The 14,405-nt window shown below is 67.2% G+C and carries 12 protein-coding genes, 1 tRNA gene and 1 other RNA gene; 6 read left to right on the top strand and 8 right to left on the bottom strand.

Translation table 11 applies throughout. From position 1 onward, the window contains the following. Positions 1 to 36: 36 nt before the first annotated feature. From recR to ffs, 3 genes are all read right to left on the bottom strand, one after another. Entirely contained in the window at positions 37 to 633 is a 597-nt protein-coding gene (gene recR, locus GWK18_RS11305) for a recombination mediator RecR (protein ID WP_123823598.1), read from the bottom strand. A 37-nt stretch (positions 634 to 670) separates the two neighbouring features. Continuing rightward, the gene (locus GWK18_RS11310; protein WP_123823597.1) at positions 671 to 3,364 is read right to left on the bottom strand and encodes a DNA polymerase III subunit gamma and tau; all 2,694 of its coding nucleotides are present in this window, start codon (positions 3,362 to 3,364) and stop codon (positions 671 to 673) included. Between the two features lie 73 nt (positions 3,365 to 3,437). Next, an RNA gene (gene ffs / locus GWK18_RS11315) (signal recognition particle sRNA small type) lies at positions 3,438 to 3,534 on the bottom strand. 176 nt (positions 3,535 to 3,710) lie between these two features. Between ffs and GWK18_RS11320 the strand changes: the two genes are divergently transcribed. The 3 genes from GWK18_RS11320 (at position 3,711) to GWK18_RS13490 (ending at position 7,345) form a co-directional block, all read left to right on the top strand. Continuing rightward, positions 3,711 to 3,795, top strand: a tRNA-Ser gene (locus GWK18_RS11320). A 136-nt stretch (positions 3,796 to 3,931) separates the two neighbouring features. Beyond that, positions 3,932 to 5,374: a hypothetical protein gene (locus GWK18_RS11325; protein WP_123823596.1), complete on the top strand. Its 1,443-nt coding sequence runs from the start codon at positions 3,932 to 3,934 to the stop codon at positions 5,372 to 5,374. 72 nt (positions 5,375 to 5,446) lie between these two features. Beyond that, positions 5,447 to 7,345, top strand: a complete 1,899-nt coding sequence (locus tag GWK18_RS13490) for an alkaline phosphatase family protein (RefSeq protein WP_123823595.1) — start codon at positions 5,447 to 5,449, stop codon at positions 7,343 to 7,345. 4 nt (positions 7,346 to 7,349) lie between these two features. Here the strand turns inward: GWK18_RS13490 and GWK18_RS11335 are convergent, their stop codons facing one another. Together GWK18_RS11335 and GWK18_RS11340 are read right to left on the bottom strand one after the other, a co-directional pair. Further along, the gene (locus GWK18_RS11335) at positions 7,350 to 8,018 is read right to left on the bottom strand and encodes a TetR/AcrR family transcriptional regulator (protein WP_123823594.1); all 669 of its coding nucleotides are present in this window, start codon (positions 8,016 to 8,018) and stop codon (positions 7,350 to 7,352) included. 52 nt (positions 8,019 to 8,070) lie between these two features. Next, a complete protein-coding gene (locus tag GWK18_RS11340) occupies positions 8,071 to 8,901 on the bottom strand; it encodes a hydroxymethylpyrimidine/phosphomethylpyrimidine kinase (protein WP_123823593.1) in 831 nt (276 codons plus the stop codon). A 102-nt stretch (positions 8,902 to 9,003) separates the two neighbouring features. Here GWK18_RS11340 and GWK18_RS11345 point away from each other — a divergent pair, with 102 nt between their 5' ends. Continuing rightward, positions 9,004 to 9,786: a queuosine precursor transporter gene (locus tag GWK18_RS11345; RefSeq protein WP_123823592.1), complete on the top strand. Its 783-nt coding sequence runs from the start codon at positions 9,004 to 9,006 to the stop codon at positions 9,784 to 9,786. Between the two features lie 36 nt (positions 9,787 to 9,822). After that, positions 9,823 to 10,443, top strand: a complete 621-nt coding sequence (locus GWK18_RS11350) for a DUF4126 domain-containing protein (RefSeq protein WP_123823591.1) — start codon at positions 9,823 to 9,825, stop codon at positions 10,441 to 10,443. Between the two features lie 73 nt (positions 10,444 to 10,516). Here the strand turns inward: GWK18_RS11350 and GWK18_RS11355 are convergent, their stop codons facing one another. Genes GWK18_RS11355 through tgt form a run of 3 tightly spaced genes read right to left on the bottom strand, consistent with a single transcriptional unit; the run spans position 10,517 to position 13,176 of the window. Then, the gene (locus GWK18_RS11355; protein ID WP_325049521.1) at positions 10,517 to 11,335 is read right to left on the bottom strand and encodes an MBL fold metallo-hydrolase; all 819 of its coding nucleotides are present in this window, start codon (positions 11,333 to 11,335) and stop codon (positions 10,517 to 10,519) included. Then, on the bottom strand, positions 11,332 to 11,832 hold the full coding sequence (locus GWK18_RS11360; RefSeq protein ID WP_123823590.1) for an SRPBCC domain-containing protein: 501 nt from the start codon (positions 11,830 to 11,832) through the stop codon (positions 11,332 to 11,334). Before GWK18_RS11360 ends, GWK18_RS11355 begins: the two co-directional genes overlap by 4 nt. Before the next feature lie 9 nt (positions 11,833 to 11,841). Beyond that, positions 11,842 to 13,176 (bottom strand): tRNA guanosine(34) transglycosylase Tgt, encoded by a 1,335-nt coding sequence (tgt, locus tag GWK18_RS11365; RefSeq protein WP_123823589.1) that lies wholly within the window; start codon positions 13,174 to 13,176, stop codon positions 11,842 to 11,844. Positions 13,177 to 13,253: 77 nt separating this feature from the next. Between tgt and GWK18_RS11370 the strand changes: the two genes are divergently transcribed. Continuing rightward, entirely contained in the window at positions 13,254 to 14,333 is a 1,080-nt protein-coding gene (locus GWK18_RS11370; protein ID WP_166835339.1) for an FUSC family protein, read from the top strand. Positions 14,334 to 14,405: the final 72 nt, after the last annotated feature.

The raw sequence follows: 14,405 nt of genomic DNA on the forward strand, positions 1-14,405 counted from the left end.
TGCGGTGTCAGGGCTCGGTCCATCGTACCGGCGGCCTCAGGTGACCGCGGTCCGCCCTTCGAAGGCCCGGCCGAGTGTGACCTCGTCCGCGTATTCGAGGTCGCCGCCGACCGGCAGACCGGAGGCGAGCCGGGTGACCTTGATGCCGAGCGTGTTGAGCATGCGGGCCAGGTAGGTGGCGGTGGCCTCACCTTCAAGGTTGGGATCCGTGGCCAGCACGATCTCCTCGACGGTTTCGTCCGAGAGCCGGGTCATGAGTTCGCGGATCCGCAGCTGGTCCGGGCCGACACCCGCAATGGGATTGATGGACCCGCCGAGCACGTGGTACAGGCCGCGGTAGGACTTGGTGCGCTCGATGGCCATGACGTCTTTGGACTCCTCTACCACGCAGATCACGCTCTGGTCCCTGCGGGCGTCGCGGCAGATCGCGCACTCGTCCTGTTCGGCCACGTTGCCGCAGATGCGGCAGTGCTTGACCTTCTCCTTGATCGCGATCATGGCTTCGGACAGGCGCTGAACGTCGTCCTTGTCCGCATCCAACAGGAAGAACGCAATGCGCTGGGCCGACTTGGGGCCGACTCCCGGAAGTCTCCCGAGTTCGTCGATCAGGTCCTGAACGGCACCTTCGTACACAGGTCACTCACTTCATTCGCGTCTTTTATGGGGGTCGTCAGATCCGGGGTTCGTGGGGGCGTTCTTCGATCAGGCGGCCACCCAGGATCTTCTCGATCATCGCCCGCCCCTGCAGCCCCGAGTTCTCCACGGACAGGTCGTCGTCGCTGGGGACGAACTCCTCGTCACCCTGCGAGTCATCAGCGGTGGGGCTCGCCGAACGGGCGCTTTCGGCCTGCGCGGCGGCAAAGTGCGCCGCGTGCCGTTCCCGGAAGCTCGCTTTGCGGGTGGGCGCGGCAGGGTCGCGGGTCGGTTCGGTTTTCAACGTGGACACCGACGACGGGTGCGCCGGGGTCGGCTGAGGTGCCGGGTGCGGGGTGGGCTCTGGTCGTGCGGGTGCGCGGGTGCCGCGTCCTCCGGGAGAAGGTCGCCACTGTTCGGGCGGCACATCGTCCTCGGGCGGAGGCTCGTCCGGCCAGGGAATGTCCTGATAGGGATCGTTGGCGGGTGCCTGGGTGTCGCCGTCGCTGCTTCCGTTGCCCACTTCGGTCGGGGGTTCTTCCAGCGTCGTGGAAGAGCTCTCACGGGGGCGCGCGACCACATTGTCCCGGTTCGCCGACGCGGCGGCGGGGGCCGGTTCGGCACCGACGGCGGGGTGGTCGGTCGTCGGAGCGGGGTCAGGGGCCCGTTCTGCGTCCTCGTCCTGATCCGTCGCGGTGCCCTCGGTGCCCGTCGGGATCTTGGCCACGGCCCACGAGTCCACGGGACCCGCGTCGTGAACGGGCGCAGTGTCCCGCGCGTGGGACGGCTGATCGGTGGCGGACTGCGTTCGGGGTGCGGACTGACCCTGATCCGGTCCGGCCGCCGATCCCGTTGGCCGGGGCGGACCCTGCGGTTCCGGCCGATTCGGGCGGTCTGAGCCGCCCGAGCTTTCCGGGACGCCTGCCGGGCCACGCCCACCGGGCGTTGACGGGCCGGTCGTTCCGCCACCGGCCTCACCGGGGCCAACAGCCTCGACCCGGCAGGAGACGCCGAGCACCTGCTGGATCGCAGCGACCAGGTTGGGTTCGAACCGCGGGAAGTTCTTGCGGTCCCCGGCCCCGTCGAAGACCAGCTGGAGCACGGAGCCGTCGAAGGCCGCCGGAGTCCCGCGCATGACGGTCATCCAGGAGACGCGGTGGATGTCGGCCAGGGCGTTGACCACTTCGGTCCAGGACCCGCGGATCATGTCGATGCCACCACCGCTGGACGGGCCCTGTGCCGAGTGGGCGGCAACGCGCGGCGCTGGGGTCGCGTGCGGCTCGGCCGCCGGCACGTCCTCCTGGCGGTCACGGCTCTGCGAGTTGTCCGCCTCCGCGGCGGCACCGTTCGACGACTGAGGCGTCGAGTCCGGGGCTGTTTGCCGCGACCGGTCCCGTGTGGGCTCATCGACTTCTTGGCCAGCAACGGCGCCCGGGCTGGAAGCCGCCTGCGGAGCCTGCGCAGATGTGCCGGAGGTCGGACCCTCCGTCGTCCTGCGGTCGCCAGAACCCGGGGCGGGTGCGGCCTGGGGGACGTCGACGAGCGGGCCCGTGGGCGCGCCGGTGCGCCCCATGTTGAGGCGCCGCTCCAAACGGTCGATGCGGGCCCCGGCGCCACGCGTCGTGTTCTCCGCTGAGGGCAGCAGCAGGCGGGCGCACAGCAACTCGAGGTGCAACTGGGGGGAGGTGGCCCCGGTCATCTCCGTGAGGGCTTCGTTGGTGATGTCCGCCGCCCGGGAGAGCTCGGCGGCACCCATGAGCTGGGCCTGGTTCCGGAGGCGAGCGACCTGGTCCTCGGGCATTCCGTGCAGGATGTTGGCCGCAGACTCCGGGACCGCGTCCACGATCACCAGGTCGCGGAAGCGCTCCAGGAGGTCCTCCACGAACCGTCGCGGGTCCTGCCCCGTCTGGATCACACGGTCGACGGCGCGGAAGACCGTGGCCGCGTCCCCGGAGGCGAAGGCGTCCACGACGTCGTCGAGCAGGGCACCGTGGGTGTAACCCAGGAGGGAGACGGCGAGGTCGTACCCGATCTGTTCCGCGTCCGTGCCGGCCATGAGCTGGTCCAGGACCGAGAGGGAGTCGCGGACGGAACCTCCGCCGGCCCGCACCACCATGGCCAGGACACCCGGCTCCACGCCCACGGACTCCTGGTCGCACAGCTGCTGCAGGTAGTCCATGAGCGGCTCGGGCGGGACCAGGCGGAACGGGTAGTGGTGCGTGCGCGACCGAATCGTGGGCAGCACCTTGTTGGGCTCAGTGGTCGCGAAGATGAACTTGATGTGTTCGGGCGGCTCCTCGACGATCTTGAGCAGGGCGTTGAAGCCGTCGCGCGTGACCATGTGCGCTTCGTCGATGATGAAGATCTTGTACCGGTCCCGCACGGGGGCGAAGGTCGCGCGTTCGCGCAGCTGCCGGGCGTCGTCCACGCCACCGTGGGAGGCGGCGTCCATCTCGATGACGTCCAAGGACCCGGTGCCGTCACGGGAGAGGTCCACGCAGGATTCGCAGGTGCCGCACGGATTCGGCGTGGGTCCCTCTGCGCAGTTGAGGCAGCGCGCCAGGATGCGCGCGGACGTCGTCTTGCCGCAACCTCGGGGGCCCGAGAACAGGTAGGCGTGGCTGACCTTGTTCTTGCGCAGCGCCGTCATCAGAGGATCGGTCACGTGCGACTGCCCAATGACGTCCTGGAACGTTTCGGGGCGGTAGCGGCGGTACAAGGCGGTGGTCACACAGACACCCTAACGAGTGATTCGGACAGTGTAGGGGCCACCGGTCCGGCTGTGGAGCGGCCGAGAACGACCATGTGAAGACCCCTCGTGCACCCGCCAGAGCCCACGTACCCTTGCTGCCTTCCGGCCCTGGGGGAGTTCCGCAGGATGACGCCACACGAGGGGCTGACGACAACCCTAGCCGACCGCGCGGCCGGGTGGAAACCGACGACGACGGCGCCCCGCTCTCAGGGATCGCGCCCCTCAGCACGGACCGCATTTTCCTCTCCGGCCCGGATCGTCTAGGCTGTCGTGTGCACGTTCGCGCCCCCGGTGTTTCCGAGCCGGCGGGAACCATGTGCAATCTGGAGGATTCGCCTAGCGGCCTATGGCGCACGCCTGGAACGCGTGTTGGGTTAACGCCCTCGGGGGTTCAAATCCCCCATCCTCCGCGAACGGCCCGTGACCTGTCATTGCAGGTCACGGGCCTTTTTCATGTCATCGCAGGTCATGGCACTGTAGGGTCCTCCCTCGTGACGACCGCACCTCGGTCGGAACCGACATCGACTCATGGAACGGGGATCTCCCATGAAGCCCTCCGCACGGATCGCCCGCTCAGCCGCGGCCACCGTACTGACCACGGCCACTGTGCTCGCGACGGCTGCAGTCCCCGCCGTCGCTGCACCTGACGACGGTGCAGCGGGAAACACGGGTGCGGGGCGCGTGGCCTATCTGCACGGCTACCAACAGTCCCAGGCGTTGTGCCCCGGTGGGTCGATGGTCGGGGCGGTGGACACCGCGATCGTGGCCCCTCTGGTTGCCGGCGGCACGCTGGCCAAGGGTGATTGCACCTTGGCGGACATGAAGGCCGCCAACCCAGACACCGAATTCCTGGCGTACCTGAACATCGGTGGCATGCAGGGCGTCACCGAGTGGGACAAGGAACCCTTCTTCCCCACGTGTGTGCGCCCGGAAGACGGCGAGCAGTACGCGGTGAAGCCCGGTAATTCCGCGGTTGCCACCAACGACAAGGGGAACGCCGTTTACCCCGCCTTCGACTACATCACCATCGCGGACCAGTCGGCCTCCTATGCCCAGGCCTGCGGTGAGCGCGCCGTGGACCTGGTCACCACGGATTCAGTTCGAGGGTCCACCGGAGCCGCCCCCGTGCGGTTCGACGGCGTGTTCCTGGACGACATGGCCATGTCTCCGGCCCACGGTCAGAACATGGATGACGTGGGGACCTGGGGGCCGTGGGGCTCCGACGACGCCTATGGGCAAGCGGTGCTGCGTACCGTCGGGACGATTTCGGACGCGATGGATGACGACGGCAGCGGGAAGACTCTGGCCGGCAACCTCGGCATCTACTCGGACGACTCCAGCCAGGTGGAGCTGGCGCAGCGTCTGGCGGGCAGTCGGGACCTGGACTGGATGATGCGCGAATTCGTGATCGGTGGCCCGAAGGGCGACCAGTTCGGTGCTTTCTACGCCGTCGAACAGAACGCCGCTGTCTTGGGCACACTGTCCCGTTCCACGCCCGTGGTCATGCATCAGTTCGCGGTCAAGGCGACGACGGACCCGAACCTCACCGGAACCGTTGGGGGTTCGTGCCTGACGGATTCGACTCCGGACGCGTCACGACTCATGGGGCAGGTCGACCAGCGACGTCAGCAGGACATGACTCTCAGCCTGGCCACCGTGCTCACGGCCAAGGAAGAGGGCGCGAACCTGGACATGTCGGTCGTGCAGGCTCAGCCACAGTGCCAGGAGACCGCAGCCTCGAATCCAGGCCTGTACGAGAAGGTCACCGATGTCTCCGTGGACGAATCCGACCCGGACGTCCGGCAACTGCGTGAGGTCCTCGAGGACCCGGGGGTGAACGCCGTTGGGAAGAAGTCCACATGGTTCGACTACACCGTCTGGCGTCGTGACCTCTCCGACGGACGCCAGGTCTGGGTCAACTACCGCAATCAGGATGTCACCGTGGAGGGCGTGAAGATCCCTGCTCAGAGCGGTCTTGTGACCGATTGAGGGTGCCCGGCACGATAGCATCACACCCGCAACACTGCAGGATTGGGCACTGTTCTAGATAGTGTACTTTCCGTGAACAGTTCTTTGCCGTCAGATTCGCCCGCCCAGAAGTCGCGGGCGCCGTGGCGTTCCCTCATCGGCGGCGCCGTCGTGGTCTTGGCGGCGGCTTGTGTCTGCGCGTTCGTTCTGCAGTACTCGATCCGAGTCAAGAAGGACGGCATTGGGCACGTCCTGGCCACCACCTCGCCACTGGATGTCCTGCTGATCTGCGTGGTCATCGCGTTCGTCTGGGCACTACTCGGGCGCCTCTGGTGGTCCGTGGGCTTGGTCGGCGGGCTTTCGTTCCTCTTGGCCGGCGTCAACATCAACAAGGTCAAGCTGCGCCAGGAGCCGGTGTTCCCCAGCGACCTGGACTTCCTGAGCGAAGCCGGATTCGTGTTCTCCATGGTGAGCAAGAGCACCGTCGCTCTCACGATCGGGGCACTGATCGGAATCGTTCTGGTCATCTTCCTGGTCGGGAAGATCCTGGGGCACTGGTTCCCGCGTCCCCGGATTCATCGTTGTGGTCAGGGCTGGAACCGTCGAGTGCTGGCGGCACGGTTGCTGACCTTCGCCGTTGCGAGCGGGCTCCTCGTGCACGCGGGGAACTTCAACGGCCCTCCCAACATGTGGCGCGCCATGTACGACGCCCGCGGTGCCGAATGGGGTAACTCGAGCCAGCTGTGGAACTACCGTGCCAACGGTTTCCTGGGCGGGTTCCTCTACAACATGCCGATCCAGGCCATGCCCACACCGGAGGGCTACAGCCAAGAGTCCATGGATGAGATCGCACAGCGGTACCAGGGCCGTGCGGACGAGATCAACAAGGACCGGGAGAAGTCGATCAAGGACGTCAACGTCGTGGTCGTGCTCTCCGAATCCTTCACGGACCCGTCCTGGATGGAGGGTTTCGAACTGGACGAGAACCCGATCCCCAACACCCAGCAGATCATGTCCGAGACCACGTCCGGGCAGAGCTACGCCAGCGCCTACGGCGGCGGCACCTCCACCATGGAGTTCGAGTCACTGACCGGGCAGCCCATCGGGCTCTTCCAGCCACAGGTGACCTCGCCGTACCAGATGTTCGTGAGCGACTACAAGAGCTACCCCTCCGCCGTCGGGGCCTTCGAGGCCGACGGTCACCACACAGTGGCCATGCACGCGTACAACCTGCACATGTACAAGCGGTCCGAGGTGTACAAGACCCTGGGATTCGACGAGGTAATCGACGACTCCGCGATGCAGTCCAAGGAGCACTTGGAGAACAGCCCGTACATCAGCGACGCCTCGGCGTTCTCCGACGTCGTGCACCAGGTGGACACCCAAGAGGATCCGCTGTTCATGAACCTGGTGACCATGCAGAACCACGGTCCGTACCCCGGGTACTACAAGGACCCCATCGGATACGACGCCGAGGGAACGTCCCAGTCCGGTGAGCTCGGACAGTACACCCGCGGGCTGTCCTACTCGGACGAGGCCATGTCCCAGTTCCTGGACGACCTCCAGACCCGGGACGAGGAGACCATCGTGGTGTTCTACGGCGACCACCACCCCGGTGTCTACAGCCAAGACATCCTTGCGGCCAACGAACCCGACGCCAGCATGCGGACGCCGTACTTCGTGTGGAGCAGCAAGACCAACGAGTACAAGGCCGGGGGAGCAATCACCCCCGCCATGCTGATGCCCGCCGTCTACGACGTCGCCGACGCCAAGGTGCCGCCCTACATCGCACTGTTGGACGACGTAAAGAAGGAGACGCCGGTCATCCAGCAGGGCAGGATGCTGGACCCCGAGGGCAACGAGGTCGACACGAACGCCCTGGATCCCGAAGCGCAAGGACGCCTGGATGACCTACGGGCCGTCCAGTACGACTTCTCGATCGGAGACCGGTACGCCGTGGACAAGATGTGGCCACAGGCCAAGAACGAGTGACGGGTCAGACCGCGACGCTCAACGCAGCGGGCTCGATCCGCGACCGCACCGGGTTGCCCTCGGCGTCGAACTGGGCACCCAGGCCGCGCAGCGCGAACAGGACAGTGGCCTTGACGTGGCGTTCGTGGGCCTCCCTGGCCTCCTCCGACACCGCCTCACGATCGGCGGTCGCGGTCAGGGAACTGTGCACCAGGCGGCCCATCTCTTCCAGGTCGCCGGCGGGCAACCACCCGTCGTCCACGGCCTCCTGGAGGATGGTGGTCAGCATTCCGCGCAGCGCCCCGACGTGCTCGCCGAGCTTGGCGAAGTCCTCCGGGGAGAGCACGGAGCGCATGGCGGGCCCCGGGGGCAGGTGACGGCGGGAGAGGTCGTCGATCTGCGCCCGGATGTAGATCGCCAACTTGTCGACGGGGTTCTCCACGCCCTCGAGGTCGCCGCGCAGTTCCGTCATGAACCGTTCGGTCTCGTCCAGGGTGTAGGCCACCAGCAACTCGCCCATGTCCGCGAAGTAGTTGTAGACCGCGGTGCGACCGACACCGGCGTTCTTGGCCACGTGGGTCATGGTCAGTCCGGTCAACCCCTGGGAGTACAGAAGCCGTCCGAAGGACTCGAGAATCGCGCGCTTGGTGTGCTCGCGCTGTTCGGCGTTGGACGCCGCCTGGATTTTGGGCATGACGACATACTAGCCCGCTCTGTCAGTAAAAAACCTGGGTGTGCGGTGGACGTCACCCGACAGCGCGTTCGGTGGCCAGACCCTTCTGCCACAGCGCGTCGAACGGGGCGTGGGAGGTGACGCGCTCGCGGATACCGGCGGTCACGAATTCCTTGGCCGCCCGTGCAGCCTCCAGCGGGGTCAGGCCCTTTGCCAGTTCGGCGGTGACGGCCGCGGCCATGGTGCAACCGGCTCCGGCCACTGCAACACCTTCCACCTTGGGGGCGGCCAGGATTTCCGTGGTTTCGCCGTCGTAGTAGACGTCCACGGCCTCCGGGCCCTCGATGCGGATGCCGCCCTTGGCCAGCACCACCGCACCCGAGCGTTCGTGGATACGCTTGGCGGCCTCTTCCAGTTCCTCGACCGTGGTGATGTCCTGCATGCCGGACAGGGAGATCGACTCGAAGTGGTTGGGGGTCACGAACGTCGCCTGGGGGAGGATCTTTGCCTTGAGGGCCTCGTCCGTGTCCAGGGCCGCGCCGGGCTCCTGGCCCTTGCAGATCAGCACGGGGTCCAGGACCAGGTTCTTGGGCTTGAGGTTCGTCATGGCTTCGGCGACGACGTCGATGGTCGCCGGGGTGCCCAACATGCCCAACTTGACCGCGTCCAGGTCGTAGGCAGTGGTTGCGGCTTCGAGCTGGTCCGCGATGACCTGCGGGTCCACGGGGACGAAGCGGTGACCCCAGTCGTTCTTCGGATCGAAGGAAACAATGCAGGTCAGGGCCAGAGAGCCGAAGACCCCGAGCTCCTGGAACGTCTTGAGGTCGGCCTGGGCGCCGGCACCTCCGGTCGCCTCGTTCCCGGCAACGGTCAGGGCGAACGGGGGATTCGTGGTTGTAGTCATGGGCTTATTGTGCTCTCCGGGCGTTTCGTCACCAAGACGAGCCGCCGCTTTTCGTCACCGGCGCCATGCAGGCGCCACCCGAGCTTCAGGAAGTGAATCCCGATGACCTCCGAGTCCTCCTCCGAAACCTCCGCCGAGCCCGCCTCTGGGCACGCGGTTGCCGCTCCGGCAACCGCGAACACCTCAGACAACACCTCCGACAGCGCCTCCGCACCCCATTTCGCCCCCCGGACCCGCACCACGTTCGACTTGTTCGTGGCCGCCTACGCGGTGGTGCTGATCCTCTCCAACATCGGTGCCACCAAGGGTGTGCAGATCGGTCCGGTGCTCACCGACGGCGGCTTCTTCCTCTTCCCCATCGCCTACGTCCTGGGGGACGTCGTCTCCGAGGTGTGGGGCTTCCGCGCGGCCCGCCGCGCGATCATCACGTCCTTCGCAGCGGCCCTGTTCGCGAGCATCTGTTTTTGGATCATCATTGCGTTGCCCGCGGCCTCCTTCTACGAGGGGCAGGAGGCCTTCGTCCAGGTCCTGGGCCCCGTTCCGCTGATCGTCGCGGGCTCACTACTCGGGTTCCTGGTCGGCCAACTGCTGAACTCCTGGGTCCTGGTCAGGCTCAAGTCGAAGACCCGGGAAAAGCACCTGTGGGCCCGGCTGATCTCGTCCACCCTGGTGGGGGAGCTCGTGGACACCGTGATCTTCTGCGCGGTCGCAGCGCCCATCATCGGCATTCAGACCGCAGGGCAGTTCGTGAACTACGTCGTGGTGGGGTACGTGTGGAAGTGCCTGGTGGAGGTTCTGGTGCTGCCGGTGACCTACGTCGTCGTCGCGCGGCTCAAGAAGACCGAGCCCTACTGGGGTGACGAGCAACGACGGGTTGCCCTCTGACGCCCGGAATTCACGTTTGCCACTAGGATCGGCGCTATGGACGTCTTAACGGGCCTCGGTCTGTCATCTTCGGCCGGCCTCAACGCCTGGATCCCGTTGTTGGTGCTGGGTCTCCTGGATCGATACACCGAATTCGTGGACCTCGGACCCAATTTCGCGTGGCTCTCGAACGGGTGGGTGCTGGCGATCTTCGCGGTGCTCCTGGCGCTGGAGGTCGTGGCGGACAAGGTTCCCGCGATCGACTCGGTCAACGACGTGATCCAGACCGTGGTGCGCCCCACCTCCGGCGGCATCGTGTTCGGGTCCTCCATGACCTCGGACATTGCCGGGCTCACCCTGGGCGGGGAGACGGCCACCGTCACCGACCCCGAGCAGTTCGTGACCTCCGGGACGTGGGTGCCGATCGTGATCGGCGTGGTCCTGGCGCTGGTGGTTCACGGTGTCAAGGCCTTGACCCGTCCGGTGGCCAACACGGCGTCCGCCGGTGCCGCAGCTCCGGTGCTCTCCACCGCCGAGGACGTCGTTGCCGTGGTCATATCTCTGCTGGCAGTGTTCCTGCCGATCCTGGTCCTGCTCGGCCTGGTCGGGTTGGTATTCGGAACCTGGTGGCTCCTCCGACGACGGCGACCGTCGGGCCCGCCGGTGTACGCGGCCTAGCTCTTCCAACAGCCACGAGAGCCCCGGATTCAGCGTGAATCCGGGGCTCTTCGCCTACCGCAGGTTCCAGCCGTCAGGGCCGATCGTTCAGATACGCCAGCTGCGCCCGAACGGAATGTTCCGCGGCCCGGCGGGCGCCGTCCGGGACGTCCGGATAGATGTGCTCGGTGAGTTGCTCCACGGTGGCGTCGGTGCCCAGCGCGCCCAGTGCGGTGCGGACCTCCCGAAGTCGGTCCGCACGGTGGGCGCGCAGGTCGCGGCAGGTGGCGGCCAGGTTGGGAATCACGGGTCCATGTCCCGGGAGCCCCATGGTCGGGCCGGGGCTGTCGGCCAGGACCTCCAGCCGCTCAAGGGTCTGAAGGTAGTCAGCCAGGGTCCCGTCCGGGTGATCGATCATGGTGGTTCCCCGGCCCAGGACGGTGTCACCGGTCAGAACCAGGGTCTTGGCGGCGCCGTCGTCGGTGTCTTCTGTCAGGACGAAGCACAAAGAATCAGAGGTGTGGCCCGGCGCGTGAATCACCTGGAGCTGGACACCACCCGCGTGCAGGACCTCACCGCCGACCAACGGCTCCGCCTCACGGCAGTGCTCGGGGGCGTAGGCCCGCACGGGGGCACCGGTGCGATCGTGCAGCGCGTCGATCGCATCCGTGTGGTCCCCGTGGCGGTGCGTGATCAGGACCAGTTCCACCGGCCCCGTGATGACCTGCCGCTCCACGTGCTCCGCAAGCGCCGGCCCGGGATCAACCACGACCGCGCCCGGGTGCCCCGGAGCCCGCAGCACCCACGTGTTGGTGCCCTCCAAGGTCATGGCGCTCGGGTTGTCCGCGAGGATCACGGACGCCTGATCCGTGACTGTGGAGAGCCAGGGCTGGGGGACGGGCAGAGAACTCACGACTGATCCCTCAAGAACCCGGCCAGGCGCTCCAATGAACTGGCCCAGGCCGCGCGCGCGTGGTCGTGGACCTGCTCCGGAAGCGGACCCTGGGTGAGCGTGACGCGCGTGGCGTACCGGCCGCCGTCGGGACTCTCCACGGCCATGGGGCGCAGCTCGCAGCGCAGGACGATCACATGCTCGCTGGGCCGACCTTCGTGGTCCGGCAGGAACTCGTGGATCTCCAGAAGCCGCCCCGGGACGACTTCCTGATGCCGGGCATGGACCGGGGCCTCCTGCGACGGATCCTCGTCCAGGGCCAGACGCAGGGAACGGTTGCCGCCTTCGCTCGGGTCGACCTCGACGCTGTCGGGTACGACCGACCAGCCCGCGGGGCCGTACCACCGCGTGATCGCGTCGGCGTCAGTGAGGGCATGGAACACCGACGCCACGGGATGCGCGAAATCACGCGTCAGGGTCCAGATCTGGTCGGCGGGTACGGGGTCAAGAGCGGACATGCCACGAGCTTACGGGTGGTTGCCGCCGTAGTACGCGCCCAGGGTGCGGTCCCGGTACTCGAGGTAGGTGCCGTCGGCCATGGCCTCCCGCGCGCGGTCCACCAATCGCACGGTGAAGCGTTCGTTGTGGATCGAGGCCAAGGTGGCCGCCAGACGTTCCTTGGCCTTGAACAGGTGGTGGACGTAGGCGCGGGTGTAGTGGCTGCACGTGTAGCAGTCGCAGCCCTCGTCGACCGGCGTGAAGTCGCGCTTGAACCGGGCGCCCGTGATGTTGAACCGTCCGTCCGGGTGGTAGAGCGCACCGGTACGGGCCACCCGCGTGGGGGAGACACAGTCGAAGGTGTCCGCGCCCGCCTCCAGGGCCACGAAGATGTCGTTGGGTTCGGAGATGCCCAACAGGTGGCGAGGTTTGTCCTCGGGGAGTTCTTCCGCGCACCAGCCCACGATCGTGCCCAGGTTCTCCTTCTCCAGAGCACCGCCGATGCCGAAACCGTCGAAGTCCATGGCCCCCAGGTCACCGCAGGCCTTGCGGCGCAGATCCTCGTACTGCGCCCCCTGGATCACCCCGAACAGCGCCTGGTACGGGCGATGCGAGCGTTCTTCCGTCAGCCGGCGGTGTTCCTCGATGCAGCGCAGCGCCCATCGACGGGTGCGTTCCAAGGCCTCTTCCTGGTAGCCACGCGAGTTGTGAAGCGTGGTCAGCTCGTCAAAGGCGAACATGATGTCCGCCCCGATCCCGTGCTGGACCTGCATGGAGACCTCAGGGGTGAAACGGTGTCGGTCACCGTTGAGATGGGAGGTGAACGTGACGCCGTCGTCGTCCACGGTGGCCAGGCGTTCCTTGCCCTCGGCGACGTCGTCGTCCCCGACCATTCCGGCGGCGGCCGAGGTGGACATGTTGATGACCTTCTTGAACCCGGAGCCCAAGGACATGACCTGGAAGCCCCCGGAATCCGTGAAGGTGGGGCCGTCCCAGTTCATGAAGGCCCCCAGGCCACCGGCTGCGTCCAGGAGGTCGTGACCGGGCCGCAGGTAGAGGTGGTAGGCGTTGGCCAACAACGCCTGGGCGCCCAGGTCCTTCATGGCCTCGGGCAGCACGGCCTTCACGGTGGCCGCGGTGGCCACGGGAATGAAGGCCGGGGTCTGGATCTGACCGTGCGGGGTGGTGATGGTCCCCGTACGCCCCAACCACGGGCCCGATCCCGGGTCGGGGGTGGTGTCGGCCAGCCGGTCGTGGACGCGGAAGGAGAACGACGCCCGGGCCTCCTCCCACCCGACCTGGGCGGGCTCGACAGTGTGATCTTGGTCAGGCCGGGAGGATTCAGGCGGGGCATCGGAGGTCATCCCCATATTCTGACTGACGCCCGGCCTGTTCCGGGCCACCGTCCCACGCCGCTCCGTCCCCCCAGGAGGATCCCAGAATGCCCACGTCCGCGCTCCGCAGCATGGTCGAGCTGGGTCCGGCCCGGGCCGATCACCTTCCGGCCGCGCGGATCGCCCTGTCCGTCGCGGTGCCGCTGCTCCTGCTGTTGGCGATGGACCGCCTCGACCTGAGCATGTACGCGGCCTTCGGGGCGTTCACCGCCGTGTACGCGCGGCAGGAACCGGTTTGGGCCAGGTTCCGGCACCAAGCGCTCGCGGGGTTGCTGTGCACGGCGTCGGTCCTGATCGGCGCCGTGCTGTCCTCGATCGACGCGCCTGTGGGGTGGGTCCTGGCCGTGACCACGATCGTTGCGGCGCTCGGAGCCGTCCTGGCAGCCGTGTGGCTGCTGAAACCAGCCGGTTCGCTGTTCATGGTGTTCGCCACGGGGGCCGTCGGGTCCCTGGGCGCCTCGTTCGTGGCGCCCCTGCCGACCGTGGCGCTGGTGGCCGGGGGAGCAGCGGCCTTCTCAGTCCTCCTGGGCCTCGTGTGGGTCGTGTTCGGTGAGGGCGTGACCGGGCACGTCTCCGACGTCCTGCCTTCGCACGGTGCGACGACGGCGCAGGTCTGGGCCCACGGTGGACGGTTCTTCCTGGCCGCCGGACTGGGTGGGCTCCTGAGCCTGGCGGTGGCCGACTCCCACAACTACTGGTCCCAGGTGGCAGCAGTGGCACCGATCGCCGCCCCCACCACGGCAGCCCGCCTGCAGCGTGGGATCCACCGCGTGGTGGGAACCCTGGGTGGGGTCGCGGTGACGGGCTTCGTCCTCGCCCTGCCGCTGGAGACCTGGCACATGGTGGTGGTTGCGATCGCCTGCCAGTTCCTGGCGGAACTGTTCATCGGCCGCAACTACGTCGTGGCGCTGCTGTTCGTCACCCCGCTGGCCCTGTTGATGACCCAGCTGGTCCATCCGCTGCCGGCGGCGGACCTGTTGCAGGCGCGGGCGGTGGAGACCGTCGTCGGTGCCGCGGCCGGTCTGTTGGTGGTGTACCTGTGGCGCAACGAGAAGGAACGCCGTGCCGATACCCAGGCCCTGCCGGTTCTGCGTAGGGCCATGGAATCCGATGCGGAGGAGGCCTAGCTGTACTTCCCCGGCAGGTTGTGAACACGCGGGGTAGATGAAGGCCTCCGGGCAAGATGTGGGTTACCACAC

The organism is Kocuria sp. JC486 (assembly GCF_011602805.1).
GTDB lineage: Bacteria > Actinomycetota > Actinomycetes > Actinomycetales > Micrococcaceae > Kocuria > Kocuria soli.